28 protein-coding genes and 2 pseudogenes are annotated in these 23,546 nt (G+C 47.3%); 13 read left to right on the plus strand and 17 right to left on the minus strand.

The genetic code is table 11. The features are described from left to right. Position 1 precedes the first annotated feature (1 nt). The 10 genes from ACO0LD_RS06655 to ACO0LD_RS06700 form a co-directional block, all read right to left on the minus strand. Positions 2-514, minus strand: coding sequence for a phage tail protein (locus ACO0LD_RS06655; protein WP_423004971.1), 513 nt, complete (start codon positions 512-514; stop codon positions 2-4). A 1-nt stretch (position 515) separates the two neighbouring features. Next, positions 516-683 (minus strand): DUF6760 family protein, encoded by a 168-nt coding sequence (locus tag ACO0LD_RS06660; RefSeq protein ID WP_423005053.1) that lies wholly within the window; start codon positions 681-683, stop codon positions 516-518. 17 nt (positions 684-700) lie between these two features. Continuing rightward, on the minus strand, positions 701-1,027 hold the full coding sequence (locus ACO0LD_RS06665; RefSeq protein ID WP_423004973.1) for a hypothetical protein: 327 nt from the start codon (positions 1,025-1,027) through the stop codon (positions 701-703). Positions 1,028-1,044: 17 nt separating this feature from the next. Continuing rightward, positions 1,045-1,491, minus strand: coding sequence for a phage tail protein (locus tag ACO0LD_RS06670; RefSeq protein WP_423004975.1), 447 nt, complete (start codon positions 1,489-1,491; stop codon positions 1,045-1,047). A 50-nt stretch (positions 1,492-1,541) separates the two neighbouring features. Next, complete coding sequence (locus tag ACO0LD_RS06675; RefSeq protein ID WP_423004977.1) at positions 1,542-3,200, minus strand: phage tail sheath family protein; 1,659 nt, start codon at positions 3,198-3,200, stop codon at positions 1,542-1,544. Positions 3,201-3,220: 20 nt separating this feature from the next. After that, positions 3,221-3,802 carry a carboxypeptidase-like regulatory domain-containing protein gene (locus ACO0LD_RS06680; RefSeq protein ID WP_423004979.1) on the minus strand — a complete coding sequence of 194 codons (582 nt, stop codon included), beginning with the start codon at positions 3,800-3,802 and terminating at the stop codon, positions 3,221-3,223. Then, the gene (locus ACO0LD_RS06685) at positions 3,799-4,449 is read right to left on the minus strand and encodes a DUF4255 domain-containing protein (RefSeq protein WP_423004981.1); all 651 of its coding nucleotides are present in this window, start codon (positions 4,447-4,449) and stop codon (positions 3,799-3,801) included. Before ACO0LD_RS06685 ends, ACO0LD_RS06680 begins: the two co-directional genes overlap by 4 nt. Next, a complete protein-coding gene (locus tag ACO0LD_RS06690; RefSeq protein ID WP_423004983.1) occupies positions 4,446-5,252 on the minus strand; it encodes a hypothetical protein in 807 nt (268 codons plus the stop codon). The genes ACO0LD_RS06685 and ACO0LD_RS06690 overlap by 4 nt, the downstream gene beginning before the upstream one ends. A gap of 10 nt (positions 5,253-5,262) precedes the next feature. Further along, on the minus strand, positions 5,263-6,060 hold the full coding sequence (locus tag ACO0LD_RS06695; protein ID WP_423004985.1) for a hypothetical protein: 798 nt from the start codon (positions 6,058-6,060) through the stop codon (positions 5,263-5,265). A 126-nt stretch (positions 6,061-6,186) separates the two neighbouring features. Further along, entirely contained in the window at positions 6,187-6,594 is a 408-nt protein-coding gene (locus ACO0LD_RS06700) for a hypothetical protein (protein WP_423004987.1), read from the minus strand. A gap of 467 nt (positions 6,595-7,061) precedes the next feature. Here ACO0LD_RS06700 and ACO0LD_RS06705 point away from each other — a divergent pair, with 467 nt between their 5' ends. Continuing rightward, the gene (locus tag ACO0LD_RS06705) at positions 7,062-7,445 is read left to right on the plus strand and encodes a Rap1a/Tai family immunity protein (protein WP_423004989.1); all 384 of its coding nucleotides are present in this window, start codon (positions 7,062-7,064) and stop codon (positions 7,443-7,445) included. A 35-nt stretch (positions 7,446-7,480) separates the two neighbouring features. Then, on the plus strand, positions 7,481-8,899 hold the full coding sequence (locus tag ACO0LD_RS06710) for a DUF4157 domain-containing protein (protein ID WP_423004991.1): 1,419 nt from the start codon (positions 7,481-7,483) through the stop codon (positions 8,897-8,899). A gap of 104 nt (positions 8,900-9,003) precedes the next feature. On the opposite strand, the gene ACO0LD_RS06715 is transcribed toward ACO0LD_RS06710, so the two are convergent. Together ACO0LD_RS06715 and ACO0LD_RS06720 are read right to left on the minus strand one after the other, a co-directional pair. Beyond that, complete coding sequence (locus tag ACO0LD_RS06715; protein WP_423004993.1) at positions 9,004-10,221, minus strand: beta-ketoacyl-[acyl-carrier-protein] synthase family protein; 1,218 nt, start codon at positions 10,219-10,221, stop codon at positions 9,004-9,006. Continuing rightward, positions 10,218-10,475: an acyl carrier protein gene (locus ACO0LD_RS06720; protein WP_423004995.1), complete on the minus strand. Its 258-nt coding sequence runs from the start codon at positions 10,473-10,475 to the stop codon at positions 10,218-10,220. Before ACO0LD_RS06720 ends, ACO0LD_RS06715 begins: the two co-directional genes overlap by 4 nt. A 180-nt stretch (positions 10,476-10,655) precedes the next feature. Between ACO0LD_RS06720 and ACO0LD_RS06725 the strand changes: the two genes are divergently transcribed. From ACO0LD_RS06725 to ACO0LD_RS06735, 3 genes are read left to right on the plus strand one after another with little or no spacing between them, the layout of a single operon-like run. Continuing rightward, positions 10,656-11,096: a hypothetical protein gene (locus ACO0LD_RS06725; RefSeq protein ID WP_423004997.1), complete on the plus strand. Its 441-nt coding sequence runs from the start codon at positions 10,656-10,658 to the stop codon at positions 11,094-11,096. 23 nt (positions 11,097-11,119) lie between these two features. Further along, entirely contained in the window at positions 11,120-11,719 is a 600-nt protein-coding gene (locus ACO0LD_RS06730; RefSeq protein WP_423005055.1) for a contractile injection system protein, VgrG/Pvc8 family, read from the plus strand. Positions 11,720-11,765: 46 nt separating this feature from the next. After that, positions 11,766-12,233, plus strand: a complete 468-nt coding sequence (locus ACO0LD_RS06735) for a hypothetical protein (RefSeq protein WP_423004999.1) — start codon at positions 11,766-11,768, stop codon at positions 12,231-12,233. 188 nt (positions 12,234-12,421) lie between these two features. Here the strand turns inward: ACO0LD_RS06735 and ACO0LD_RS06740 are convergent, their stop codons facing one another. Next, positions 12,422-13,588: an IS4 family transposase gene (locus ACO0LD_RS06740; RefSeq protein WP_423004095.1), complete on the minus strand. Its 1,167-nt coding sequence runs from the start codon at positions 13,586-13,588 to the stop codon at positions 12,422-12,424. A 601-nt stretch (positions 13,589-14,189) separates the two neighbouring features. Between ACO0LD_RS06740 and ACO0LD_RS06745 the strand changes: the two genes are divergently transcribed. Both ACO0LD_RS06745 and ACO0LD_RS06750 read left to right on the plus strand, forming a co-directional pair. After that, on the plus strand, positions 14,190-14,432 hold the full coding sequence (locus ACO0LD_RS06745; RefSeq protein WP_423005001.1) for a hypothetical protein: 243 nt from the start codon (positions 14,190-14,192) through the stop codon (positions 14,430-14,432). 168 nt (positions 14,433-14,600) lie between these two features. Then, a pseudogene (locus ACO0LD_RS06750) lies at positions 14,601-14,909 on the plus strand (phage virion morphogenesis protein); the annotation flags it as partial. Here ACO0LD_RS06750 and ACO0LD_RS06755 read toward each other — a convergent pair. Continuing rightward, positions 14,869-15,906, minus strand: a complete 1,038-nt coding sequence (locus ACO0LD_RS06755; RefSeq protein ID WP_423005003.1) for a hypothetical protein — start codon at positions 15,904-15,906, stop codon at positions 14,869-14,871. The pseudogene ACO0LD_RS06750 and the gene ACO0LD_RS06755 overlap by 41 nt on opposite strands. A gap of 329 nt (positions 15,907-16,235) precedes the next feature. Between ACO0LD_RS06755 and ACO0LD_RS06760 the strand changes: the two are divergent. The 6 genes and pseudogenes from ACO0LD_RS06760 to ACO0LD_RS06785 form a co-directional block, all read left to right on the plus strand. After that, positions 16,236-16,445 (plus strand): annotated as a pseudogene (locus ACO0LD_RS06760) (phage antirepressor N-terminal domain-containing protein); the annotation flags it as partial. A 503-nt stretch (positions 16,446-16,948) separates the two neighbouring features. After that, complete coding sequence (locus ACO0LD_RS06765) at positions 16,949-17,557, plus strand: hypothetical protein (RefSeq protein ID WP_423005005.1); 609 nt, start codon at positions 16,949-16,951, stop codon at positions 17,555-17,557. Between the two features lie 760 nt (positions 17,558-18,317). Then, positions 18,318-18,722 carry a hypothetical protein gene (locus ACO0LD_RS06770; protein ID WP_423005007.1) on the plus strand — a complete coding sequence of 135 codons (405 nt, stop codon included), beginning with the start codon at positions 18,318-18,320 and terminating at the stop codon, positions 18,720-18,722. Positions 18,723-18,750: 28 nt separating this feature from the next. Then, positions 18,751-19,428, plus strand: coding sequence for a hypothetical protein (locus ACO0LD_RS06775; protein WP_423005009.1), 678 nt, complete (start codon positions 18,751-18,753; stop codon positions 19,426-19,428). Positions 19,429-19,719: 291 nt separating this feature from the next. Continuing rightward, positions 19,720-20,403, plus strand: coding sequence for an SMI1/KNR4 family protein (locus ACO0LD_RS06780; protein ID WP_423005011.1), 684 nt, complete (start codon positions 19,720-19,722; stop codon positions 20,401-20,403). Positions 20,404-20,565: 162 nt separating this feature from the next. Further along, on the plus strand, positions 20,566-20,961 hold the full coding sequence (locus ACO0LD_RS06785; protein ID WP_423005013.1) for a hypothetical protein: 396 nt from the start codon (positions 20,566-20,568) through the stop codon (positions 20,959-20,961). Positions 20,962-21,111: 150 nt separating this feature from the next. Here the strand turns inward: ACO0LD_RS06785 and ACO0LD_RS06790 are convergent, their stop codons facing one another. Genes ACO0LD_RS06790 through ACO0LD_RS06800 form a run of 3 tightly spaced genes read right to left on the minus strand, consistent with a single transcriptional unit; the run spans position 21,112 to position 23,027 of the window. Next, positions 21,112-21,540, minus strand: coding sequence for a hypothetical protein (locus ACO0LD_RS06790; protein WP_423005015.1), 429 nt, complete (start codon positions 21,538-21,540; stop codon positions 21,112-21,114). A gap of 15 nt (positions 21,541-21,555) precedes the next feature. After that, entirely contained in the window at positions 21,556-21,798 is a 243-nt protein-coding gene (locus ACO0LD_RS06795) for a hypothetical protein (RefSeq protein WP_423005017.1), read from the minus strand. 23 nt (positions 21,799-21,821) lie between these two features. Further along, positions 21,822-23,027, minus strand: a complete 1,206-nt coding sequence (locus tag ACO0LD_RS06800) for an acyltransferase family protein (RefSeq protein ID WP_423005019.1) — start codon at positions 23,025-23,027, stop codon at positions 21,822-21,824. Between the last annotated feature and the right edge of the window lie 519 nt (positions 23,028-23,546).

Consider the following 23,546-nt stretch of genomic DNA (forward strand, 5'->3'; position numbering starts at 1 on the left):
ATCAAAGTATCCCCTTGGCGGCAGAATATGCCACACTGGCCAGGCTTTTCTTGATACCTTCATGCGCCAGGGTAAAACTCTGGGTCGCAATCATGTTTTGCCCGGCATCCAGGCTTGGCCCCTGCCAGGATATTGGCCAGGCATTGAAGAAATCCCACCATACACTGGGCAAACCAGAATCATCCAGAATATAAATTGAGCCGTTCTTGCGTTTGATCTGTCCTTGCAGGGTAGATTGATACCACAGCCACATAGGGTCAAGTGCCGTGATGCCAGCTTTCAACACGATATCGGAATAAGTCATCTGGCCGGGTAGTTTGTACTCCGTATCATTGACTCCGCCCTGACGGACGGTTTTGACTTCGGTGCGAGACTCCAGCCCCTCCACCGATGAAAATCCACCCACCAAAATGCCTTCGACCTCCACAAAAAAATTGTAAGCCTTGAACGGGTCGATATGCACACCCAACTGACGTTGAGCTAAACCAGCGGCAGCATTTACACCCAGTACCATCTCATACTCCCAGATTTCTCAAACTCTTATGATTATCATCGCTGCTCATGGCTTTGTTGATTTTGGAAATTTGCTCGCACCACCGTCGCCGTTCTGCATGCTCCATCGCCAAAATTGCTTCGTACGACCAATGAAAGTGATAAGCAATAAAAGCGATTTCTGCATACAGCTGCTCAGGTACGCGTCCTACTTTCCCGGCCCACCCTGCCCTTCGTCTGTATCAACCTGATTGATCTTGTTGTATAGGGTTTGCAAATAAGTAAAATCGGCAGAAAACAGATCTTCCACCAGTTTGGTATTGATAATATCCAGGCTTCCCAAACGCACAATCACACGTGAGAGCACAATGATGATCAGATAAGCCGGATTATTCTGGACCCGGTGATCTTTGAGTGGCAAGATTTCATCTCCTGCTGTGGCCAGCCTCATCACCCCGTTCTTGTGCAAATTGCCGTCAGCGTCGCGATAGCCTATGGGCAAAGTAAATTCCACTTCTGTACTGATCACATTCATGAGACACAACTCCAGGGTTAAGAGACACGTACCATGTATTGCATGGTCAATTCAAAAGTTTCCACCATCACATCGCTGGTCGATGCATTCAAGCCAGTACTTTCATACTTGCTGGCGAAGGCATTAATAACGTTCCAGCGCGCCTTGTCAGCCCCGGTGGTATCCACCAGGATCAGGGATACGTTTTTCTGGGCACCTGTGGCGGTTGAACCCTGGGTCGATACCAGGGTGAACCAGTTATATAAATCCATGGAATCTGTCAGCCCTTTTTTCAAGGTCAGTTTGCCATAGCTGGTCAGGCCAGAATATGGACGCTTCCATACCGGATCGGTGCCTTCGCGATAGTCCACGGTTTCAACCGTGATATCAGGCACGGTTGCCTCAGAAAATGCCGCAATCTGAATGCCGGAAATTTCAACCCGGAAGAGAAACCCACGGTAGGGGTCAGTTAAAGTTGTAGCCATTGTTTTCTCCGCAATCTGTCATCTGGTTTTTTGAGGGGAATCGGGTCAGATTAACCGCCCGAATCCGGCGCAGCCGTTTTTTGCGACATCCGCAAAATCACAAACTCAGCCGGATAAACCGGTGCCAGACCAATATCAATGAACATCTGCCCTAACATCCTGGTATTGGGCGGGTTGTTCGACGCATCACAGGTCACGAAAAATGCCTCCTGTGCAGTCGCACCAAACAGGCCACCCTGCTGCCATAAAGTAGTCAGAAAAGCGGTCACATCTCGCGTCACTGACGACCAGGTGGTCTGGTCATTAGGTTCAAACACGACCCATTGCAAGCTTTGCTTCAGGCTTTGCTCTACATAGATGAACAAACGGCGTATGCTGATATACGTCCATTCAGTATTCAAGGCCAGTGTGCGCGCTCCCCAGATCACGTTGCCGTAATTGATAAAGTTGCGAATCGCGTTGATGCCTTCAGGATTGAGTTGATCCTGATCCGAGTCGGTAATGCTCTGATCCAGCAACACCGCCGTCAGCAAGGCACCATCATCCACACCAGCTGGTGACTTCCATACCCCGACATTAGTATCGGTATAAGCATAACGACCCAAAGTGGGGCCAGAAGGAGGAATCGGTACATTGGCACCGGCAATCGGGTTGTAGATGTACACCCACGGATAGTAAATCGCACCAAAGTCCGAACTCAAGGCATTCGGGTTGCCTGACGTCGCACTGCCCTGGCCGGTTTTGAATGACAAAATACCTTGCACATCCAGGCCAAATGGCGGGTCAATGACATAAAACAGATTTCGCTGCTGCGAATTTTCACAGAATAACAATTCCTGGTTGATCAGCGTGCCCTGGGTTAATAATGGATTGCTGTCACCTGTTTTTTCGTAGGTAGTGATATCAGGAACAGAAAGCAGGCTGATACCCTGGATTTTTTGCAACAAGGTAGTGGCTGTGGTGAAATTGTAGTTGGGCGAGGTACCACCTTTCAAAGCCGATGGCGTGGCGGTATTGGCTGGCCGCGAAGTGGTAGTAATCGCCTTGGCGTTCGGTGCAATGCGGATAAACATGGAACTACTGTTGATTTTGGTCGCGATCGGACTATATGCTCCGGCATCACCTATCAGACTATTGCCAGTAAATCCGTTAAACGACTCCAGCACATAATAGGTTTGCCCTGACTCAACTTGCAGATTATTCTGCAGCACATAACGCTGCAGCAACGCATTCGGCATCCCCATCTGCGTCGGTGCCGCCGTGCTGCTCAGCCCAATTTTAGATTGATCTACCGTGACGCTCAGATTAAATACCGGAGTGCTACCACCAGCGGAGAGCGGTGTACTGCCGTTGCTGATCATGACGCCCAGCGAATTACCCCAGGTACCTGCGGTCACGGCATTGACGACCAGGCTGCTCAGGGTCGCGGTCGCTGCCTTGGCCGCAGCGGTATCAGAACAGCGCACCACCCAGCATGCTGTACCGCCTTCGTTAAAAAATTCATACACTGTCCAGGACACCATCGCGTACCAGGCCAGATTGCCAAACGCGCTTTGGTAGGCATTCCAGCTGGTGATCAGTGTCGGTTGTTCAATGGGCCCGAATTCGGTCACCCCAATAAAGACCGGAGTTGAAGTGGAAGCACCCTGAATGCTGCGAGTGCCTGGTACTTCCTGTATATATATGCCAGGGTGTTTATAAGTAGCCAAGATAGTTCTTCCCTTATCAGTTATTGCATTTCAACATACACACACTGCATCATTCCGCTTTGCACTGTGACGTTCTTTTGCACACTCTTCAAACCAGATTTACTGAAGCTCAATACCACCGCACTTTGTGGAGCAAGATTACCCATCAGGGCCAGAGTAAAACAGCCCGCATGACGCCCATCCCCAAAAGAACGCGTACTGGCCGTTTTGGCATTGGCGCGCGCAGTCTGGTAATTCGCCATCACTTCAACTCCTGGCACTGGCTGCTGCTTCGCTGCCAACACCTGTCCTGCAATCAGCGTAGTACCCGGCGGATAAGGATAGGCTGGTCCGGGCAGCATGGTGACAACCATAATGGCATCAACCAATGGTTCGCCCAACGGCACCTGCAACTTGACTTCCTGATCCAGAAACCAGGGCTTACGGCACATAATCCTGAGACGGTATTGCCCATCATCAAGGTCAGGGAATGCATAGAACGCCTGCTGCTTTGCCTGTGCTACCACTGGCTTGTCATCCAGCAAAAAACTCACCGTCAGTGCTTCTGCCGGTTGACCTGTAAAACCATCAATCAACTGCACCACTGCTGACAGCGTGATCATGTTTGCTCCACCGTTTGCGGCAATGCATCCACTGGTCGCTGCTCTGTCACTAATTCACCTTCCCTGATCATATTGACCTGGCTTACATCCCCTGACGGTATCCGGACAGGCGACAGCGTGTACAGTTTGGTTAATTTATAGGGCTTGTTGGGAAAACCACTCCATATGTTATGCAAGCGTTCAAAATTGCTGAAGTCCGGCACAATGGGAATCACTTCATTGCCGCTTTGGCGCAACACCGGATGCAGCCATTGCCCATACAAGGCTGGCACATCATGGAACAGTCGCACCAGTTTATCCACCAGTACCAGCTCCAGCTCTGCCGAACGCGCATACGGCACCATCATATACAGCAGGTCTGCCACCAGCGGCGGTGCCGTCACGGTCAGTGAATTGGGCATGCCATTTGCACCTTGCTGGCGATTAAGTGTCGCCGGTGTATTGCGCAAAAACGGATTGATCTCAAGCTGATACAAGAATAGTGACAACTTGGTTTCACCCTGGCTGTCGATGTCTGCAGGTGATTCAAACACCACTGCCGATTCCGACGACAATTCCGGAATATGAGCGCGAATCAGGTTGCGCAGCGATTCGCTGACACAGCGCAGCACCTGACCACTGTCAACGCTGGACGATGCATGACTCATAGCGTAAACACCGTGTAGGTTTGACTGACCAACTGTGGTTGACGATTACCGACATGTGCATACATGCTGATATGAGCATCACAACTGGCTTTCAGATAAATGTACGGTAAAGTCTCAGGGTTCCAGCCGATATATGCCAGCATTAAAAATTCCATCTCTTCATTATCGTTGTCCTGGGTTTTTGCTGTTTCAAAGGTTAACACCGAAGTACCATACGACATGTAGTTGAGGGGCACACCGCCGTTCAAGCCCATGAGACGGATACCGCCCGATTCCGAGAACGGTGGTCCCAGACACCAGTACACATTACCCAAGCCTTTTTTGGTCGTTACATCAAGCGAAATCCGGTTTCCAGGTCGCGCACCATGCACTGAAATCAAGACACTGCGATACTCATGAGCAGGATCACGCAACGCCGCGCTGATGCGGCCGTTACGCCACTCATTGGCACGTTGCGCACCAAAATACGCCATCACGCTGGCTTCATTATTGAGCGTGCAATACCCTTGCAGATAATCAACCCCCGGTGTCACCCTCAGGGACAAAGCCAAAGCAAACGAACTTAAACCTCTATTATTGTTTGCTGTGGTAATCGCCAGCATTTGCTCATTGAATTCGATTTTCTGGATACACGACTCAAAACTGTCGTCCGTTTGTTCGGATAACATGGAAAACCCAAGGCTGTCACCTGAACGTGCGCCCAAGGACCAACTCACCCCGGCGGTGGTAAACATAAAATTGATATTTGAATTGGCCGCGACGTTGTCAAACTTCAGCACGACAGGTAATAGTTCACGGATCATTGTGTTTTCCCTATTCCAGATCAATACCAAACGAACTCAGGCCAATGATGCTGGTGCGGTCACAACGCGATTGCATGGTGACGCTTGCCCCAGGAGGTAAATCGACTCGTCCTTTTAACTGAAACTGTTCAGTACGCACATACAGGCCGATATTGATTTCACTGCAGTCCTGATAAGTTTCCAAAAACATTTCACGCGCATTGATCAGAAAATTACGCAAATACAAGGTTGGCTGGGTGCTGGTTGAAAAACTCAAACCCACCATCTTGCTGTTTTCTCCTCCTTCGCTCCAGATCGCCATTTGATCAGGCCTGATAGATAAAAACGCCTTGCTGTTGGCCCGCAGATTATAAAACGTGATATTCATTTGCCTGAATACATTGACTTCGGTGAAGCAATGCTCATTGACTTGATGCAGGGGATTGGCTTTCAGGTGCGAATTTAGATAAAGCCGTTCCTCTTCGCTGAGTTCAACGTCATCATCGTCACTGCCGTCAGCACCTAAAGAGCTGGCTTGTTCCTGCAATAATCGTAAAACATCCGAATCCGGATGACTGCCTATTTCAGGTGGAATGGCAACCTCGGGAAGAATCACGGGTGCAGCTGTCGATGTCGCCTGCGTTTCTAGCTCGGCAATAACTGGAGCTTCTTCAGCATGGACTGACGCCACAGGCTCTACAGCGGCATCCTCAGCATAAACTGGTGTCACCAGCTCTACTGCTGCCTCCGGAGGAGGAACACTCGAATCACCTGCAGCGGCCTCAGGTGATTTTGTCTTGGATGGGCCACCATTTTTGCGGGCACTCATGAAACTTTCCTTCGTGTTGGAAAAATCACATCCACAATTATTCGATTCTTGTTTTCCCCATACCCGCCCAACAGGCTTGGCGGCAACCTGAGTGCGGGTTCGGGTATGGCTAGCTGGTCATCAGACTCAGGATGGCCACATCACACCAACTTGTGCGCTGGTCAGAGTGACTGACTTGGAATTGGAGAATGCAAACGTCACCGTCACACCTGGATCTGCTGTGCAACTCATGCCAACGTAACCGCCAGTATTCGCATTGGAAATATAAGTGGCAATACTGAACGAAACGGTTGCAGAACCCGTGCTAGAGCCACCAGAAGCCGTAATTGTTTGCATGACCTGATTGGTCATGCTGAAGGAATTAACAGGCACAGGCGAGCCAGAGGTTGTTGACAGCGTGATGCCGCTGTTGTTGGGATCACTTGGGTTACCTGAGCTCCATGCATAGCCCTGCTGGGGAGCAATATTGATTGCAACTGACTGACCAGGAGTTGCATTACTGACTGTAATAGTACCTGACGCAAAAGTAGACATAATAGCATCCTTTTAAATTAGAAAAGTATTCCAAAAAAGACTTCCAAACATCGCAAAAGCAAAGAACATTTGCAACCCGGCTAAATTCGTCGCTCCTGTTTCTCTCGTAACCGATTCAATTACGAGCGGTCATCGTACATCCGAATTAGATGAAAAATCTATAAGTAAAGTTATCTTTTTAAAACTAATTATTTTTTAGCTTTTTTACAACAATATTGTCTTTTTATTTAGCTTATTTATTATTTTTAATGCTAATATGGCAATCGGCTTTTAATTTACCTGTTTGAATTGATAGGAAATTTTTCGACATGTAGTGCCAATGATAAGTTGGCAAGAATTCTCATCCTGAATACAGATGGGTATTGCAAAACACTGGTCTGATCAGGTGATGTAAAAGAGTTTGCCGGATTCCGGCGACGCATCGTGCCATGGCATGCACCCTGCATTCAACAGCAACGGAGATTGGCATGCAAAAATTATTCTGGACATGTATATTCATTTGCAGCATTAGCCTGGCACCACAGGCGCAAGCCAAAGACGGTGCATATTTTCTCAGGGCATGTGAGGCTGCTGTCAAACAGGCAGACGGTGCGCAACTGACATTGGAAGAAAGCTTGTCCGCCCTCAATTGCATGACCTATATTTCGGGCTTTCGCGAGGCCCTGGCGCTCAACAGCAAAATCAGCAAGACACCCAAACTCTACTGTCCGCCCGAAGGTGGCGTGACCCACGAGCAAGTAGCCCGCGTGTTTACCAAGTTCTTGCAAAGCAACCCGGAATCCTTGAGCCAGAATGGCAGCCTGTCACTGTACATAGCGCTTAGCAAGAATTATCCGTGCGTTGACTCATGATGCATTGACCGGCTTACCGGATAAGTGAGACAAACATGCATGGTCAATTCACTCGCCAGGCAAAACAGATCAGGATCAAGACAGATGAACCTGCACGCGTTGGCGAACCAGCATCGGCCCAACAAACCGGGCTGGAACCCATGGGCAACTACCAATATGCACGCAGCCCCATGCAGTTGCGCAACAAGCCTAACCAGACTGGTTTGCCAGACTCACTCAAGACCGGCATAGAAACTTTGTCCGGCATATCCATGGACCATGTTCGCGTCCATTACAACTCCAGCAAACCACGACAACTCAATGCCCTGGCCTATGCCCAAGGGAGCAATATCCATTTGGCCAAGGGACAAGAACAGCACTTGCCTCATGAAGCCTGGCACGTAGTGCAACAAGCAGAAGGCCGGGTCAAGCCAACGCTACATGCCAATGGTCTTGCCATTAACGATAATCAACAACTGGAACAAGAGGCCGACCAGCGTGGCAGCCAGGCCATGCAACTGCAGAGCAGCACGTCTCAGCCACAGAGATTAATACTCCCCAATGACAGGGGCTTGATTCAACGCCAACTCGATGAAAATTTTGATGCCGCCGGAACCACCAGCACAAAAAACCTGAAGGCCTGCAAAGAGTTTGCCAAGATTGTTAGCAAATTGGTAGATCAAGCCTATGATGAATTGATGACAGGCAAAATCCAGGACTGGACTGGCGCAAAAATTGCCACTTTCCTCAATTTACTTCAGCGTAATAGCAATATGGCTGTCACGCATGTCGGTAATGCCATGGAAGAGCGGGTATATGCGCTGATGAATGAAACCGACCTGCCACTGAAGTGGGCCAAGCAGCGTTCCGACGACATGGGCAGTGTCTCCTATCCCGATATCGTTCTCCATCTGGATGACAAAAAAGAAGGATTGATCGACATCACCTCAGACCGTCGTCACATCCTGGGTAAAAGTGGTGGCTGGACCACTAGCGAACGCTATGTCTACGTCGCAGAAGCTTACTTCGAATCCGTCACCAAGGAAGACTTACCAAACATCAAGAATGCTATCAAAGAAGGTGGTATAACAAAAAAACATGCCGAAACTCTCAAAAAAGAGGCCGACAGGCAGCGACAACTTAAATTACTGGCCCGTCAACAGCAAATTGACACAGCGCGGGAACTGTACAACCAGTACAGCAGTTTTAGCGAATTTGTTATTGGCGAATTTTCAGGAGACAGGACCAAAGCAGGCCATTACATGCGCATAAACGGCCTGGGTAATCTTAAAGGCGTACCCAAACTCAAGGGCAAGCGCAAGTTATCCGATGAAGGCAAGAAAAAACGCAAAAAAATCGCAATGAAAGAGAAACAAGCGCTAAAAAAACAAAAACTGGACGATGAAAAGGAAGAAGAGGCAGATAATGAATCTGAAAACTCGGAGTCTGAAAATTCGGGATATGAAAGTGAGTAATCCGATGATAAAAATAAATTTAATTGATCATTGACGCAAGGATTGCGGCAAGAATTTTCCCGACCTTGAATCTGATTGCCCTGCTAGCACAAGATCAATACGATCTATGCGGCCCGGTATTTTTTCGCAATCAGTACATTATTACTTCCACCAAATGCAAAAGAATTCGACATGACACAATCAATATTTTTGTGGCGGGTTGAAGTCACTACATCAATTCCCAAACTCTCATCCAGCTCACGACAATTTGCCGTTGGTGGAATCACACCATGCTCCATCGCCAGCAACGAGAGCGCAAGTTCAACTGCACCACCCGCCCCCATCAAATGACCATGTACGGCCTTCGTTGAACTGACTGGCACTGCCTCGCTGCGATGACCAAATACCGTTCGTATCGATTCCGCTTCAATGGCGTCCCCTACCACTGTCGCCGTGCCGTGGGCATTGATGTAATCAACCGCGTCCGCACTTATACCAGCATCCTTCAAAGCCAGACGTATGGCTCTTACCTGCCCGTCCACCGAGGGATGTGTAATATGACTGGCATCACAAGAACTGCCAAAACCGACAAGTTCGGCAAGTATTGTTGCCTTACGTGACAATGCAGAATCCAAAGATTCCAATACAAGAAATGCCGCCCCCTCCCCCAGCACCAGCCCATTCCTGTCTTTTGAAAATGGCCTGCACGAGGCAGCAACATCCTGATCCGCCGGGGCCAGGGCACATAGTGCATGCCAGGCGTGCAGTACACCATAAGTAAGCAAAGCTTCACTTCCCCCGGCCAGCACACGATCGGCATAACCGTGCCGGATAGTTCGCAAGGCTTCGCCAATAGCCGCAGAAGAAGATGCACATGCCACCGCATAGGTATTATTCTGACCGCGAATACCAAACTTAATCGACATCTCTGACGCAGCAGCACTCATCATCCCGCGTGGTAAAGACATAGGTGCTATGCGATCTTTATTCTCCGCATATAGCCGATGGAATGCAGCATCTTGCGTTGCGTTACCACCACTGCCCGTACCCAAATGGATTGCCATATCCGCCAACAAATCTGGACGTTCAAGCAGACCGGCATTTTCCAGCGCACGCCGCCCGGCGGCTAGTGATAACTGCGCAACACGATCACTGCTAACACTCTCCTGCGCCACGGCTTCATCAACAAAAGCCGCCAAATGCACAGGTGACTGGCGGGCAGATGCAGGCAACAGACGAATTGCAGAGCGCCCCGCAGCAACGTTATCAAACACCTGCCCCGGCCAATTGCCAGAGGGACAAACGATGCCTATCCCTGTGACAACAACAGGCGTCAAATTCATGATCGCCCTGCCGCCAGATTAACCGCCTCTTCAATCTGGTCAAACACCTCGCCCAATGTCACTGGTGGGCTGACGAATTGACCAAAACGGATACCAAACGCATCTTCAACTTCAAACTTGAATTCAATAACAGCCAAAGAATCAAATCCAATTTCCTGAAGCTTGGATTCACGCGTCAGCTCTTCATGTGGCAAGTTCAATTCTTTCGGCAACATTGAGAAAAGACGTTCTTCTAACTCAGTATTTTTCAACATATAAGCACCCGATAATTTTAGATCAGTTGATGATGAAGACCTGTTCAAATGCATGTCACAGATGCCACCGAATTATTCGCTAAATAATTTGCGTGAGATATTGGCTGTCAACGTGCTCTTCGCACCTTTGTTATTGAGTATTTAAATGGCAAGTAAAATATAATTTTAACATCGATAGATATGCGCGCCCATTTCCAGGCAGAAGGTTCAACGCTAAGTGGCAAAGTGTTGCTTGATTGCCGCGTTCTTTGGATGCATGCGAGTGCCAGCAAAACTTATCCGCGCTTGGTAAGCCCGACATTGAACGAGGTCAGAGAAAACGCCGTCGACGAACTAAACATCACCAAAGACGACAGCGACGGCAGCGTGGTAATACCGCGCAAAGGCGTCAAGATTACTTTGCAGCTTGGCCGGCAGCATTCTGGCATGGAGGACAAAGGTGCCTTTGTGGTGGACGAGGTAGAACACGAAGGCGCGCCAGATATGCTGGTCCTGCCCGCCCGCAGTGCAGAGATGGCAAAGCCAGTACGCACCCGCAAAGACCGCAGCTTTGATCAAAAGACCGTTGCCGATATCGTGGGCCTGATTGCCAAAGACAATGGTTTCCCCCCCCAAAGGTAAGCCAAAGCCTGCAAGGAAAAGTCATAGGCCACATAGACCAGACCAATGAATCAGACATTAATTTCTTGAACCGGCTGGGCAAACGCTTTGATGCAGTGGCCACCGTCAAAAAAGACGCCCTGCTCTTCTTGCCCATCGATGAGGGCAGAAACAGCAAAGGCGAAAGCCTGCCCACCATCACCCTGGAACGCCGCGACGGTGACAAACACCGCTACCACACCGCCAGCCGCGACGCCTACAGCGGCGTGCGCGCCCAATGGCATGACCCCAACGACGCCAAAGAAAAAAGCGAGCTGATAGGCGAAGACGACAATCCAAAACGCCTGCGTCACACCTACCCGAATCAGGAGGCGGCAGAGCAAGCAGCAAAAGCAGAAATGAACCGGGTGAAGCGTGGCAAGGCCACCCTGCAATTTACTCTCGCCCTGGGCAGGCCAGACATCACCCCCATGATGGGCGTGCGCATCCCCAGCTTAAAAGTGCCTATCGGGGATACGGACTGGATTATTGTCAAAACCACTCACAGCGTCACGGCGCAGGGGTTTACTACCCAATTGGAGATGGAGACGAGGAAGGGTCAGGAGGAAAAGGACGCGCGGCCAGTAGAAGAGTCAGAGCAATAATGATAAGCTAACTGACCGTGTGCGTCGCATCCTCTGGGGAAAAAATATGTGGGAACCAAATAATGAATTTATTAAGGTATTAAATACCGCTAAGATACCTTTTTCGATTATTGAGAAAAGCAACGCTGATATAGTTTTTGATTTCTTACTAAACAAGTTCGCGTCCAAGAAAAAAAGAGATTCGAGACTATTTGAAGTATTGGCAGATTGCTCTGCAATTTCATATTTTCAATCACACGAATTTCTCTTTGATTTCCCGTCAAAAGGTGAAGTCTATGTATTCTTTGACTTTAGATATACGGAAGTGCTATTTAAGCTCAGTTCATTTTCAGATGTTATCAATGCTTGGAATGAATGTGCCAATTTCTCTTTTTATATTGTCGATACTAATTTTGAATACTTATTATCGCTAACCGAAGAAGGATCAATAGTTGGATGTGGAACTGCTGCAGATTGGATTGACCATTTGTATGTGTCTGGCAGCTTAATCGCCAGCCAGGCTGGAATTGTATAAATATCAGGCCAGACCCCGCGTCCCGGATACCCTCAGAGAAAAAATGAAGCGATCTACTTTACTGGAAAAAAAATTGGCCGAATTAAAAGCCAGAATTCAGCAGGCAGAAAATGACACTTTTCTTGCGGACTTTTTTGACGTTGAAAAGGATAGTTTCACTTGGGTAGTCACTAGTGTCCCAACGTTTCTCATAGGAGAGACATCTGTTTTGGTTGATTTTCGTCACCTGAATTTTTCGATGACGGCGTAAGTAATTGATTTATTGGTGTTGTTTCAAACATGGTGAGACTGAGGATTTGTAGGATTTCGTAAAGACTGTAAGGCAAATGCAGACGTTTTTTGACGATAGCGATGAGTACATAAGTACAGACCGCGATCCATATTTGCGTCTTCACGGCATTCTCGCTGGTTCCCAGAAAGGTCTTGATACGCAAATGTTGCTTGATCCACTTGAAAAACAATTCGACCTGCCAGCGCTGCTTGTAAAGTGCCGCAATCATCTCTGGTTTGAGAGCGAAATTGTTGGTCAAAAAGATGACGCGTTCCCCAGCGTCGCCCTTGACGACGACACGACGCAAAGTCGCCGGGTAATGCTTGCTTGTGTAGAACAGTGGAAGCACACCAGTTTGATCGCAGATAACGTTGCTCGTCGCCCGATCGACCGGATGCGAGTACCGACGCTTGAACTTGGTATTGCTTTTTGCTTTGGTGACAAAGAAGGCGCCCGTCGAATGCAAGTTGTACAGCCGGGCGAAGTCCAGATAACCGCGATCCATCAGGTAATAAGCTCCTGGCTCGATGACCAGATCGTCGAGAATATTGACCTCGTGGGTCTTGCCGTCGGTGATGTGAATGAAACTGGGAATAGAGCCGCGCAGGTCCAGCAAGGTATGCAATTTGATGGCAGCCTTGGCGGACCGGAAAGGTGCCCACGGATAAACCGACAAACACAGATCGATAGTAGTGGCATCGAACGCATAGACCGTTGCATCGAGGTCCACGCCAAATGGTTCGCTGACGTACAACGGGCGTGCTATCGCAATCAGGTGCTGCGCCAGATCGGCATAGATTTGCCAGGGGCGCGTGGCATTTGCACTGGCCAGCGTATTGCGGGAAATCGTCGCACAACGAAATCCCATGTGATACAGCCGATGGGCTTGGGCGCGCAGATTGACTTCGATATCGCGCAACGACTCCCGATAGGTCAACTGCGCAAAGGCCATGGCGAAGAATTGATCCAGACAGGAAAAATCCTTGACCTTGTGATCGCCCCTGTGGGCTGCTACACATCGTCGAAAGGTGGTCAGTGGCAAATACGTCATGACCTGCGAGAAAACGAGTTTGCCCTGATGCATAGGAGCCTTTGGCGGATATCCGCAAAAAGCTCCAATTCTGCGCCTCGACGTTCAAATCGAGACCAGATAAAAACATCATTTTATGCAAACAAATCATTGACTTACGAGCCTCTGACGTGAAAACGTTGGGACACTAGTGTTGGGTAGTGAATAATGATATTCGAAAACTATCGCCGACGGCATCGCCAAAAAATCTAATTTTTATATCCAAAGCTTACGATGACATCAAGTTAAAGTACTCCTTTGAACTCGCGGAAAAATTTATACAATTTTCTAAGTTTGGAAATATTTCTGTTTCATTCACACTTCCAAATGGGGACTTTCCCGATTGGTTTCACTTAGATGCGAACCAATTTTATGATTTAGCATTTAAACTTTTCAGATTGCCTCGCAGTATTGACCTGGTACTCAAAAGCGGCAATGATATCTACGTTCTTTTTATCCCAGAAGATGACTTATTAATTTTTCAGTCGCGGGACAATTAACTTTCGCGTAATCGCTCGCCGGGTTGGAAATGTATGAATGTAAGTCCTGCCCCCTCGCCCTACCCCCGCACACACTGCGTTGTGTTGAATATTCACTTCTTATAAGGTTGGACGCAATGAAAATCAAGCAAGAAGTGCATTACGACAGATATGCTATGGTCATAGCCGATATTGGTCCTTCATTTGAAAAGGTGTTTTTCGAGATTCGACAAATGACTGGCAAAAGTGTGAAGGAAGTCGCGGAACTGCTAAAACAGCCGCGTCCAATGGTGGAAATTGCCACAAAGCGAGAACTTATGCTTCGAGCGATGCCTCTGACGAAGGTGGGGGCGAAAATCGTGTTTGAACTCGCGCCTTGATAGAAAAAGCCAGCGAGGGACGAGTAGGGGCGATTAGCGGCGCGTAATCGCCCACCTGATTGAACATGTAGGAAAGTTAGACCTGACCCCTAGCCCGCTGCTACGCACCGCGCAAGCAACGCAAAAACATACGCGGCAAGCAAGGCAGAATAAAAAAAACAAAAAGCCAGCATGTTCAACAAGCTAAGGACAAACACCCACCTCAAAGCAAAGGCAGATGGCAACGGGCTGGAAGTGGGTTTCTATGGCCGCGTCGCCTGTATTGCGCGGGTGCATCAATATGGGTTACGGGACAGGGTTGTGGCGGGTGGGGCTGATGTTCAGTATGAACAGAGGCGGGTTTTGAGTTTAACTTCCGGTGCTGTTTCAAAGATCATGTATCGCCTACATGCGTACGATTACGTTACACCAATCGCACTACACGGTCTAATTACATTTACGTTTTATTTGATTTCATTAACAGATCATCAAATTTGAAAACTTTAATTGCTACGGGAAAAGGCAATGTACTCAGTGTTGATCTAAGCCTATCGTTGATCATACTAGCTTGGTTGATATCGTCCATAACAAGCACTAGCAGCAAAGAGAAATCTTTTTTCTGGTCAAGATTCATTTGATTAAATAGAGCCAGAAATCTATACTTAAGTGCCTTCAAACTGCTTTCACCTTTTGACGAGCCACTGATAAATCGCTCAAACATCACTTCGACTCCAGTCAAGCTTCCCGCTCGCTTAATAATTCCATCAAAAGCATATGCAGTACTACCGATTTGAATTTTCATTTTTCGATCTAAGAGTACTCCCAGCTCTTTTTCTAACTCATCTAATGCAGCCGCAGTTCCAAGCTGAATATCTTGATTTAGTCTTTGAGAGATGTGATTTGAAATCGCATACATCTGCTTTCTCTGAGTCAGATTTGAAGGTGCACCATTAGATTCCTTTGTTGAATCAATATCTAGCAACAATTTATCTATTTCCTTTAAACTCTTTTCGATATTGCTTTGTATTTCTTGAATGCTCTGCTGAGTTGCTTCTCCCTCTTTTTCGGCTTCATCTAACTTGTCCCGTAAAGACTCTTGCTGGTTAGACGAATTAGGTAGTTCATCAGTATTTTCTGTAGTAGGTTCTTCAATTTCGGGAATAGATAATGGTGCAGTTTCAGCTTCAAAATTGGCAGTAGTACTGCCCCCCTTAAACTTTACTAATTCGATGTCGGTAGCTTTCTTAAGCAAATTCACAAAGTTATCTTCGTCCTTGAAATCTGAAGGCGCGTAGAGAACTTTATGGTTAAAATTTAACGTAAGAAAAAATATGCAGACTAATAACGTTGGGAAAAGCATCAAAAACCAAATGTATAAAGCTTGATTTGCAACTGCAATATGCGGCAACACTGCAGTGCCGCTAATTTCTGCTATCCCTGCAAAAATTGCGATCACTGATAGCGGATTCTTAACTGAAGTGAAGGTGTTTTCCATTTATATTTTCACTAGATTATTTTTATGCATCGCAAGTTAAACGGTTTGGATCAGGAACAAAGGTGGCCCTAGCGCGTTTGGCACATCCCTATTTACCAATTATTTTGCAAAATTTGCAAAATAATTCTGTGTACTAATCGTTAATTGTTGTTAATTACATACCTTAACGATCTATAACCATACACATTGCCAAAACATCCAAACCTCGCTATCCTAGCCACTGGTGCTGAACACACCATCTAACAGCGGCAAGATAACCCGCGCCCGAAAGTCGTGGTTTTTTTACGTCTATAGGTTTTCCTATGGCCGGGTAGTGCGCTGTCAATCCGAGCAAAGTCAAACCAGAACTGCGCGAGAAAGTCACCCGCTACCAGGAAGAATGCGACGACGCCCTCTGGAACTACTGGACCCAAGGCACAGCCACCCGCCCCGGCAGCATTACATTTACAGAACGCATGCGCGCCCACCGCTCCCGTCATGACGTAATTAACAAACTTGTAGATACCACCCACCCCATCAAGCGCCAAGCGCTGCATTAAGAACTGACCGAAATCGCCACCCTGCTAGGCTACCCCGCCCCCGCCTTAAACGCTGTCGGCAGCACAGAGCCAGACGAACCCACCGTCATCACAGAATTCTGGGACGCCATCGAAGAACTCAACAACCTGGGCATCAAAACCAACCACGCCCGCGACAAAGCCACCATCGCCATCAACATCAACGAAGTGGTACGCCTCGCCCAAGAAAACAAAATTCCCCTCCCCAACCGCCAGGAGATCCGCCGCAACATCCCCTTAAGCAAATACAACACCTATCTAAAAAACACCGTCGTCAACAGTGCCATCGCTGGCAAGTCGATGAAGTGCTACATCTTCAAAGCCCGGGGGAATGGAATGATTGAGGCATGACGCCTTGATTGACATGGGTGCGATTAGGCTGATCTAATCGCACTTTCGCTTAGCAAGTGATTTGGCAGCACAACGTAATTGCTTCTCAATTAGAGCGATATAATTTGCCAGCCCAATTTTCCCATTACAAAATCATGAAAATATTTAAAGCTCTTTCCTTAGTCACGTTTATAGTAATTCTTGTCGGTTGCGCCAGTACAAGGCCAGAGAATCTCGCGAAGGCGTCACGCAACGAGGAAATCAATCTTTCGGAAAGCATCTCAACAACGGCCTTCCGTGGGATGCATGTTCGATGTGAAGAAGGTGCGCTTCCCGGCGTATATGTAGCCAAAAACGAAGACGCAAATGGAGTCTATTACTTCGGTAAAGATCGCTCAATTTGGACAACAAACGAAATGATTCAACGCAAGCCAAGATTATTGGTCGGAGGGATTTATGTTCCTCGAAACACCACAAAGGGCCCTCAATTCTTTTATATCTTTGAAAAAGAAGTACATACGACAGAAAATATAAATGACTATGTGATGCAACGCATCGTGCAGACAGCTACAGTTCCTGCCGTCGGCAGTCCAAATGTTGGCTTAGGTGTGAACGTTGCCGGCAATGTTATTGGAGGTGTGCTTGTCAGTGCGATGATAGAAGCAGGGGTTGGTCAGATTGAAATGTTTCCGCCCATTGAAGATGCAAATGTAAAGAGTAAAATTTATTCAGGCTTGCGCCCTTCCACTAGCAAACCCGAGTAGGTGCGAAACGCCCGCGTATTCGCACGCACGCGGGCTAAAGGCACACGACAATATGACGACTCCGAACGAATCAAGTCTTGCAACGCTGGTAATGCGCCTTCGCGCTGTCACAGACATGCAAGTGCTAGTGTGCAAAACAGCCCGCGTAGGTACGAATAGCCCCGGGTATTAGTACAAACTTATCCGTTCACCTACAATGACCTCTCTAGAAATTTCAATAGAAAAAGCATTCCGTAATGCCTGGCCCACAGTCCACTTCAAAGAAATCACAGTCGTTGGATACATTCACGTGCTACAGCATCGCCCACGGTCAAGCCCTAGAAGAGTCGAAAGTAGCCTGACTCTCGTTAGCCTAGACCGAGGCAATGGTTTGGAATTTATACTTGCCCCGAAATACAGGTCAAAACGAAAAACACCCTGGAGCGATCCAATAATCGAATGTGGTGACAGGTTAAATCCGCCGCCGCATTATCTGGAAATTTACCAGGCAGCACCGACACCTACGGAGTTGCTGGAATTTATCAACAGGATTCGTTTCTATGATGTATCAGAAGGTGATGACGTCATTGAGTGCTTTGGGCCAGAACTAATCGGACTAGATCTACCGAAAATTGGCGTGGTATAAAAATGCAGCGCGTAGGTGCGACTAGCCCACGTAGGTACGAATAGCACCGCGTATTCGTACGCATGGCAATTGTAGCCAGCCTGATCGCGCCTACGTGGGCTGAGCTTCCCCCTCAAATCCCAGCAAAGTGAAATCATGACCATCGAATCAACAATTATTCTCGGTGAACATTTGACTAAAGAATCGTTCGTAGAATATTTAAAGATAGTAGGCGAAATAATTGGGGAGCCAGAGCTGGCAAACGATCGGGGGCTGTATGACGCAGAAAGCCGGGCGCAGCTTGATATCAACTTACTTACTGATTACGATTACTACGAACAAGACGAACTAGACGAACTAGACGAGTATGAAAAACTCTTAGGCACTGCCCCACTGTCATTTATAGAGCTTTCATTCTTCAATGAGGTGGGTTCTACTGATATGGTAATTCAATTTACCAAGGCACTGAATTCACTTATCCCCATTGTCTTGGACACTGGTTTTGATAAAGTATTTTCGCCATGCGAAATTCCCAGCCTTACTGCTGAACAAGCATATTAGCCACAGCCCAAGTAGGTGCGAATAATCTATGATTAATTTACGAAGCATATTTGAAGATGCCATTACTTCACTCGACAACGGTTCAACTCTGCTTCAAATCAAGTCATTACCTATATCTGTTCTGATGATGCAAAAAGACGTCATCAATCACTACAAATATGCTATTTGGCATTATTTTCAATTGAATTTGAACGAAAGCTTTCTCCAGAACTCATCATTAGGCACGCCCTATGAAAAGTGGAGAAAATTTACAAATGATGACTTTGAACTGCTTTTCCAAAGTATAAAATTGCTGGTCACCTTCACCGGTCGACTTTATCATGAGTCTGAGTTGTTTCAACGAACCACAACAGACGAAGTTGGTACATTCAAGACTGATAGCAACAGATACACAACATTGATATGCGATTTCAAATATGCAGATAAAAAACTTGGCATAGCAATTAACTCAGACGAGTCGCTGGAGATAAGTGAACTTGTCCCTGAAGGGATATTTTTAAATAATCGTTGGTCCTCTGTTAAGACGACAGCGACCAATATTTCCGATCGAAGCGTTTTAAAGGTGATTGCAGCCAATGCATTAGCCGAGATATCAGTTTTGGAAGATCTTCATAATGCCTACAAAGAGAAATGCCGCGCTTTTGTTAAAAAATTCGACATCTTTGAAGATTATGAAAATTTGCATCAGGACTACTGGTTAAACTAGACCACATTACCTCAATATATCTCACGCCCTTCGCCCACGCGTAAACGCTCTTGAGTTACTAAGGCCCATAACAACCCCTCCCCGCGTGACTGGCTAGGCGAAGACGACAACCCCAAACGCCTGCGCCACACCTATCCCAATCAAGAGGCGGCAGAGCAAGCAGCAAAAGCAAAGATGAACAGGGCAAAGCGTGGCCACCCCGCAATTTACCCTGGCGCTGGGGAGGCCAGACATTACCCCCATGATGGGGGTCACCATACCGACCTTAAAAGCACCTATAGGTGATATAGATTGGGTTATCGTCAAAACCACGCACAGCGTCACAGCGCAGGGATTTACGAAACAATTGGAGATGGAGACAAGAAAGAGGCAGGAGGAAAAGGACGCAAGGCTAGTAGAACAGTCGGAGCAACAATGATAAGCTATAAACCGACAAAATTTTTTAGGAAATCGACAATGGATTGGAAGCGGGAGATTTTGATCGGACACATGGTGAGACAAAAAAATGCGGAGGCGGACCAATCTTCAATGTGGGAATATCCATTCCCAGAAGTCGCCGCGTCAATAGAGCAAATTGAATCAGTTGAGAAAGTTCTTGGTTTTTCACTAGATTCAGAACTACGGCAATTCTTACTGCACGCCAATGGTTGGCACAGTTTTCTTCAAACAATTGACTTGTTTTCTGCAGTGGACTTGGTGCAAGGAGCGCGTTTTGACAGAGCAAATACTTTGTTGCAAAGTTTAGAAAACCTACAAGAACTATGTGGATTTCGACGAGAAGAATTAGTACCAATTGCAGTTGCAATGGAGGATATAGATGTATTCGTCATTTCGACACCAAACTCTGCAAATCCTGGGAAAGTATTTTGGGTTGCCGGACAAGTAATTGATGAATTTATTAGCTTTGATGAGTGGTTCTTAGCTATGGTCGAATATAGCCGCCGTCAATATAGGCAATTAATTGGCGAAGAATGATAAAAAAAGCGCATAGTCCGCGTAGGGACGATTAGCGGCGCGTAATCGCCCGCCGGGTTAGAAATGGATGAATGTCAGACCTGACCGTCCCCCACGTTACGGGCCATCGACTAGTAGAATTTTGTTATGATCGATAACCAATATTGATCATCCATCAAGCCCATGTCAAACATACTGCTGGAAGGCTACACCGCCGACGAAATCCTGAACCTTCCAGCTGAACTGATGCAATCCATCATACTCAGTGACGAAGCCCTGGTATTCAAGGCCGGGTCAGCCAACATGCTGGGCCGCTTTTGCGTTTTTGGTGACACCCTCATTATGGAACTGGCGCACGTCGACGGCGGCGGCGAAGGTGCCTTACCTGCCCTGGCATCACTGGCCAACCGCTATGCACAACGCGAAGGTTTGCAGTTTCTGGAATGGCGTGTGCACGCCGTACATTGTGCCAGGCCCAATCTAAAATTACGCCGCGTACTGGAAAGACGCGGCTTTGTCGTTCGTGAATTACCAGACGTGGGGGAATGTTTTTGGTTGAGGTCCGCAGTCAATGCATAGCCCGCCTAAGGGCCATTAACAGCGCATGATCGCCCGCCGGGTTGGAAATGTATGAACATTAGACCTGACCCCTCACCCAGACCTTACCTCTCGCCGCACTTGACACCTTGCCGTACTCCCCCACCGCGCTGAACAGGGCAGCAGCAAGAACTATATATTTATCTTTGTCTCTAAGAACTCTAGATACTTTGGATCATCTTCCATAAAAATTTCTATTCCAGCTCCCATATAGGCTCTAGTCAACTCATCAGCAGCTTTCTCGAAATAATTCTGCTCAAAATAGAGTTGACCCAAACGAAGATGTATATACGGGTTGCCCAATCCTTTTGGACATTGAACGGCGTTAATAAAACATTTTAAAGCTTTTTCTTTATCATCTAACTTAAGGTTTACATCTCCGATGGCAACGTATATCCACGTTGCGGCTTCCCAATCTTGATGTTTTTCAGGAACAAGCCTCAATGCAGAAACATACTTCTCTTTTGCAAATAAATATTCGCTTTCCTTTACCAAAGCATCACCACTTTTGCATAACTCGACAATTTGCGTATAAATACCATCAGGTAATTGTAAGTCCATAAAAAATAAATCCTATCAAATATCCTCAATACCAAAAAATACTTTCTTTTCGGCTTCAGTCGCAGGTTTCTTATATGTTTCCCCCATTAAGGCGCCATTACTTTGAATAGCTCCGAAGGAGCGATCAGCAGCGCGTAATCGCCCGCCGGGCCGGAAATGTATGAATGTCAGACCTAACCCCTTGCCGGTGCCGGTACTGATACAAGAAGCTTGGTGAGATGCTGATGGACTTGTTGTTCGAAACAAAGCGCCCAGCATCGTTTTTGCTATTAAGCATCTTTTCAGTGCGCTTTTACAACCGATATTCCTGCTTCAGTTGGCATAAGGTTTTTACGACTTTTCGCTTTCACGAATCGACCAAATATTCTTCCTAACTCAATGAATGGCTTTTCTACCCATCGATAGCTTGCAGACGCAACTACAAGCGAAATACTGAGGACGACAGCAAATAGCACGCCTTGGACTGCCAGTGGATATCGCTGGACAATCGCCGACAGTGCAGGACTCATATCAGTGAGCAGGTAAAACTGGACAATTACCAAGACTGGCCAATGGAACAGGAAAAGGCTATACGAAACCTTTCCTAAATATCTGGCCCAGGCTTGTCTCAGCAGCGCAGTACCAGGTTGTCCGCGTTCATGGACCACGTACGAAAGAATGAAGAAACAAAAGGGAATTTCTGCAAGCAGTGTCCACCTTCTATCATCATAGAACATAAATGTTGACTGGAATATCCACAGCTGGGGAATGAGGCCGAATCCTAATAGCGCGCCCCAGAACAACGGCCGCCGCAGTCGCCCCAGCGCTGTCATCCATGTTGTTCCATATTCGCCAACGATTAGTCCTGCATGGAACAAGACCAGAGAGCGCATGAACTCGACGCGCAGGTCCCAAGGTGGCATGGGCACGATAAAGATCATCGCCATCAACAAAACAAAAATAGCGAGATTGGTGATTTTTCCCGTTCGAGTGGAAATGAAATAAAGCAGTGGGAAGACCAAGCTACATCCCATCTCGATATTGATGGACCACAGTGGAGCCTGCAGGAAAAAATCCCAGAAAAAAAGTGTCCTCACCAGCATGGCAATGTCTGCATTGGACGGACTGCCTGTTAGCAAAGCAACGCCATAGGAAACAAAAACACTAACCCACATTGCCGGTACGATTCGAAGGACTCGCCGGACGACATAGGCTGGCCAGCCAATCAGGAGCGATGTGGTCTCGTTCTTGAGTTGCAGCCCCAGGACGAAGCCGCTCATGATGAAAAAAAGAAGGACCGACGCACGCCCATTAAACACCGTATGAATCAGCCAGTGTGTAATTGGTTGGACGCCCGGATACGTATTGAATATGCCTGGCTTGGCTTCAAAGAAAAACCAAAAGCAATGTTCAATTACAACCGCTAGTGCAGCTAGCCCACGCAGTGATTCTATTTCTTGAAAAAAACCTCGCTGAGAACTGTTGAGTGACACATTGGTATTCTGCATTTGATAACGTCTTTATGACTATCCAAAATGAATTATTAGGGTGTGCAATATTATCTGCCAGCATTTTGAATGGGACCAAAATGGTTAGCATTAAGTTTCTCTTGTTCGTTTATGTTCTAGTGTCAAAATTTTTCATTGTCTTTCTTTCCTTCGTTGATTTATCACTAAATCAATGACGATTTTTAATTGGTACTTCCCAATAAGAAGGTGCGTCACCGGGCGCATCCATGCATTGCCGTATGATCCCGTCGGCCATTCTTACAGTGCTGCCTATTGACTGATTTTTTCCATCATAGTGGCAGCTCTGTTCTACAGACCTGTCGATAATAGTTAGCTCGTAGGGGCGATTAGCAGCGCGTAATCGCCCACCGGGTTAAAAATGTATGAATATAAGACCTGATAATCATCTAGCCGCCTCCCTCCGCTGGCGTTAGCCAAAGGAGTAAAGTTAAGGTGCGAACGAAACTTTAACGGGGAGGACGGTATGTTATTTTGCGGCATAGACCTACATTCGAACAA

Source organism: Undibacterium sp. Ji83W (genome assembly GCF_049340385.1).
Taxonomy (GTDB): domain Bacteria; phylum Pseudomonadota; class Gammaproteobacteria; order Burkholderiales; family Burkholderiaceae_D; genus Undibacterium.

Coding starts and splice junctions, on each gene's coding strand:
- ACO0LD_RS06785 (WP_423005013.1), top strand. CDS start 20,566: ATGTCAAACATACTGCTGGAAGGCTACACCGCCGACGAAATCCTGAAC.
- ACO0LD_RS06690 (WP_423004983.1), bottom strand. CDS start 5,252: ATGATCCGTGAACTATTACCTGTCGTGCTGAAGTTTGACAACGTCGCG.
- ACO0LD_RS06715 (WP_423004993.1), bottom strand. CDS start 10,221: ATGAATTTGACGCCTGTTGTTGTCACAGGGATAGGCATCGTTTGTCCC.
- ACO0LD_RS06700 (WP_423004987.1), bottom strand. CDS start 6,594: ATGTCTACTTTTGCGTCAGGTACTATTACAGTCAGTAATGCAACTCCT.
- ACO0LD_RS06735 (WP_423004999.1), top strand. CDS start 11,766: ATGTGGGAACCAAATAATGAATTTATTAAGGTATTAAATACCGCTAAG.
- ACO0LD_RS06795 (WP_423005017.1), bottom strand. CDS start 21,798: ATGCTGGGCGCTTTGTTTCGAACAACAAGTCCATCAGCATCTCACCAA.
- ACO0LD_RS06770 (WP_423005007.1), top strand. CDS start 18,318: ATGACCATCGAATCAACAATTATTCTCGGTGAACATTTGACTAAAGAA.
- ACO0LD_RS06755 (WP_423005003.1), bottom strand. CDS start 15,906: ATGGAAAACACCTTCACTTCAGTTAAGAATCCGCTATCAGTGATCGCA.
- ACO0LD_RS06685 (WP_423004981.1), bottom strand. CDS start 4,449: ATGAGTCATGCATCGTCCAGCGTTGACAGTGGTCAGGTGCTGCGCTGT.
- ACO0LD_RS06775 (WP_423005009.1), top strand. CDS start 18,751: ATGATTAATTTACGAAGCATATTTGAAGATGCCATTACTTCACTCGAC.
- ACO0LD_RS06695 (WP_423004985.1), bottom strand. CDS start 6,060: ATGAGTGCCCGCAAAAATGGTGGCCCATCCAAGACAAAATCACCTGAG.
- ACO0LD_RS06765 (WP_423005005.1), top strand. CDS start 16,949: ATGAAAATATTTAAAGCTCTTTCCTTAGTCACGTTTATAGTAATTCTT.
- ACO0LD_RS06665 (WP_423004973.1), bottom strand. CDS start 1,027: ATGAATGTGATCAGTACAGAAGTGGAATTTACTTTGCCCATAGGCTAT.
- ACO0LD_RS06790 (WP_423005015.1), bottom strand. CDS start 21,540: ATGGACTTACAATTACCTGATGGTATTTATACGCAAATTGTCGAGTTA.
- ACO0LD_RS06745 (WP_423005001.1), top strand. CDS start 14,190: ATGAAAATCAAGCAAGAAGTGCATTACGACAGATATGCTATGGTCATA.
- ACO0LD_RS06655 (WP_423004971.1), bottom strand. CDS start 514: ATGGTACTGGGTGTAAATGCTGCCGCTGGTTTAGCTCAACGTCAGTTG.
- ACO0LD_RS06670 (WP_423004975.1), bottom strand. CDS start 1,491: ATGGCTACAACTTTAACTGACCCCTACCGTGGGTTTCTCTTCCGGGTT.
- ACO0LD_RS06710 (WP_423004991.1), top strand. CDS start 7,481: ATGCATGGTCAATTCACTCGCCAGGCAAAACAGATCAGGATCAAGACA.
- ACO0LD_RS06705 (WP_423004989.1), top strand. CDS start 7,062: ATGCAAAAATTATTCTGGACATGTATATTCATTTGCAGCATTAGCCTG.
- ACO0LD_RS06720 (WP_423004995.1), bottom strand. CDS start 10,475: ATGTTGAAAAATACTGAGTTAGAAGAACGTCTTTTCTCAATGTTGCCG.
- ACO0LD_RS06680 (WP_423004979.1), bottom strand. CDS start 3,802: ATGATCACGCTGTCAGCAGTGGTGCAGTTGATTGATGGTTTTACAGGT.
- ACO0LD_RS06740 (WP_423004095.1), bottom strand. CDS start 13,588: ATGCATCAGGGCAAACTCGTTTTCTCGCAGGTCATGACGTATTTGCCA.
- ACO0LD_RS06725 (WP_423004997.1), top strand. CDS start 10,656: ATGCGCGCCCATTTCCAGGCAGAAGGTTCAACGCTAAGTGGCAAAGTG.
- ACO0LD_RS06800 (WP_423005019.1), bottom strand. CDS start 23,027: ATGCAGAATACCAATGTGTCACTCAACAGTTCTCAGCGAGGTTTTTTT.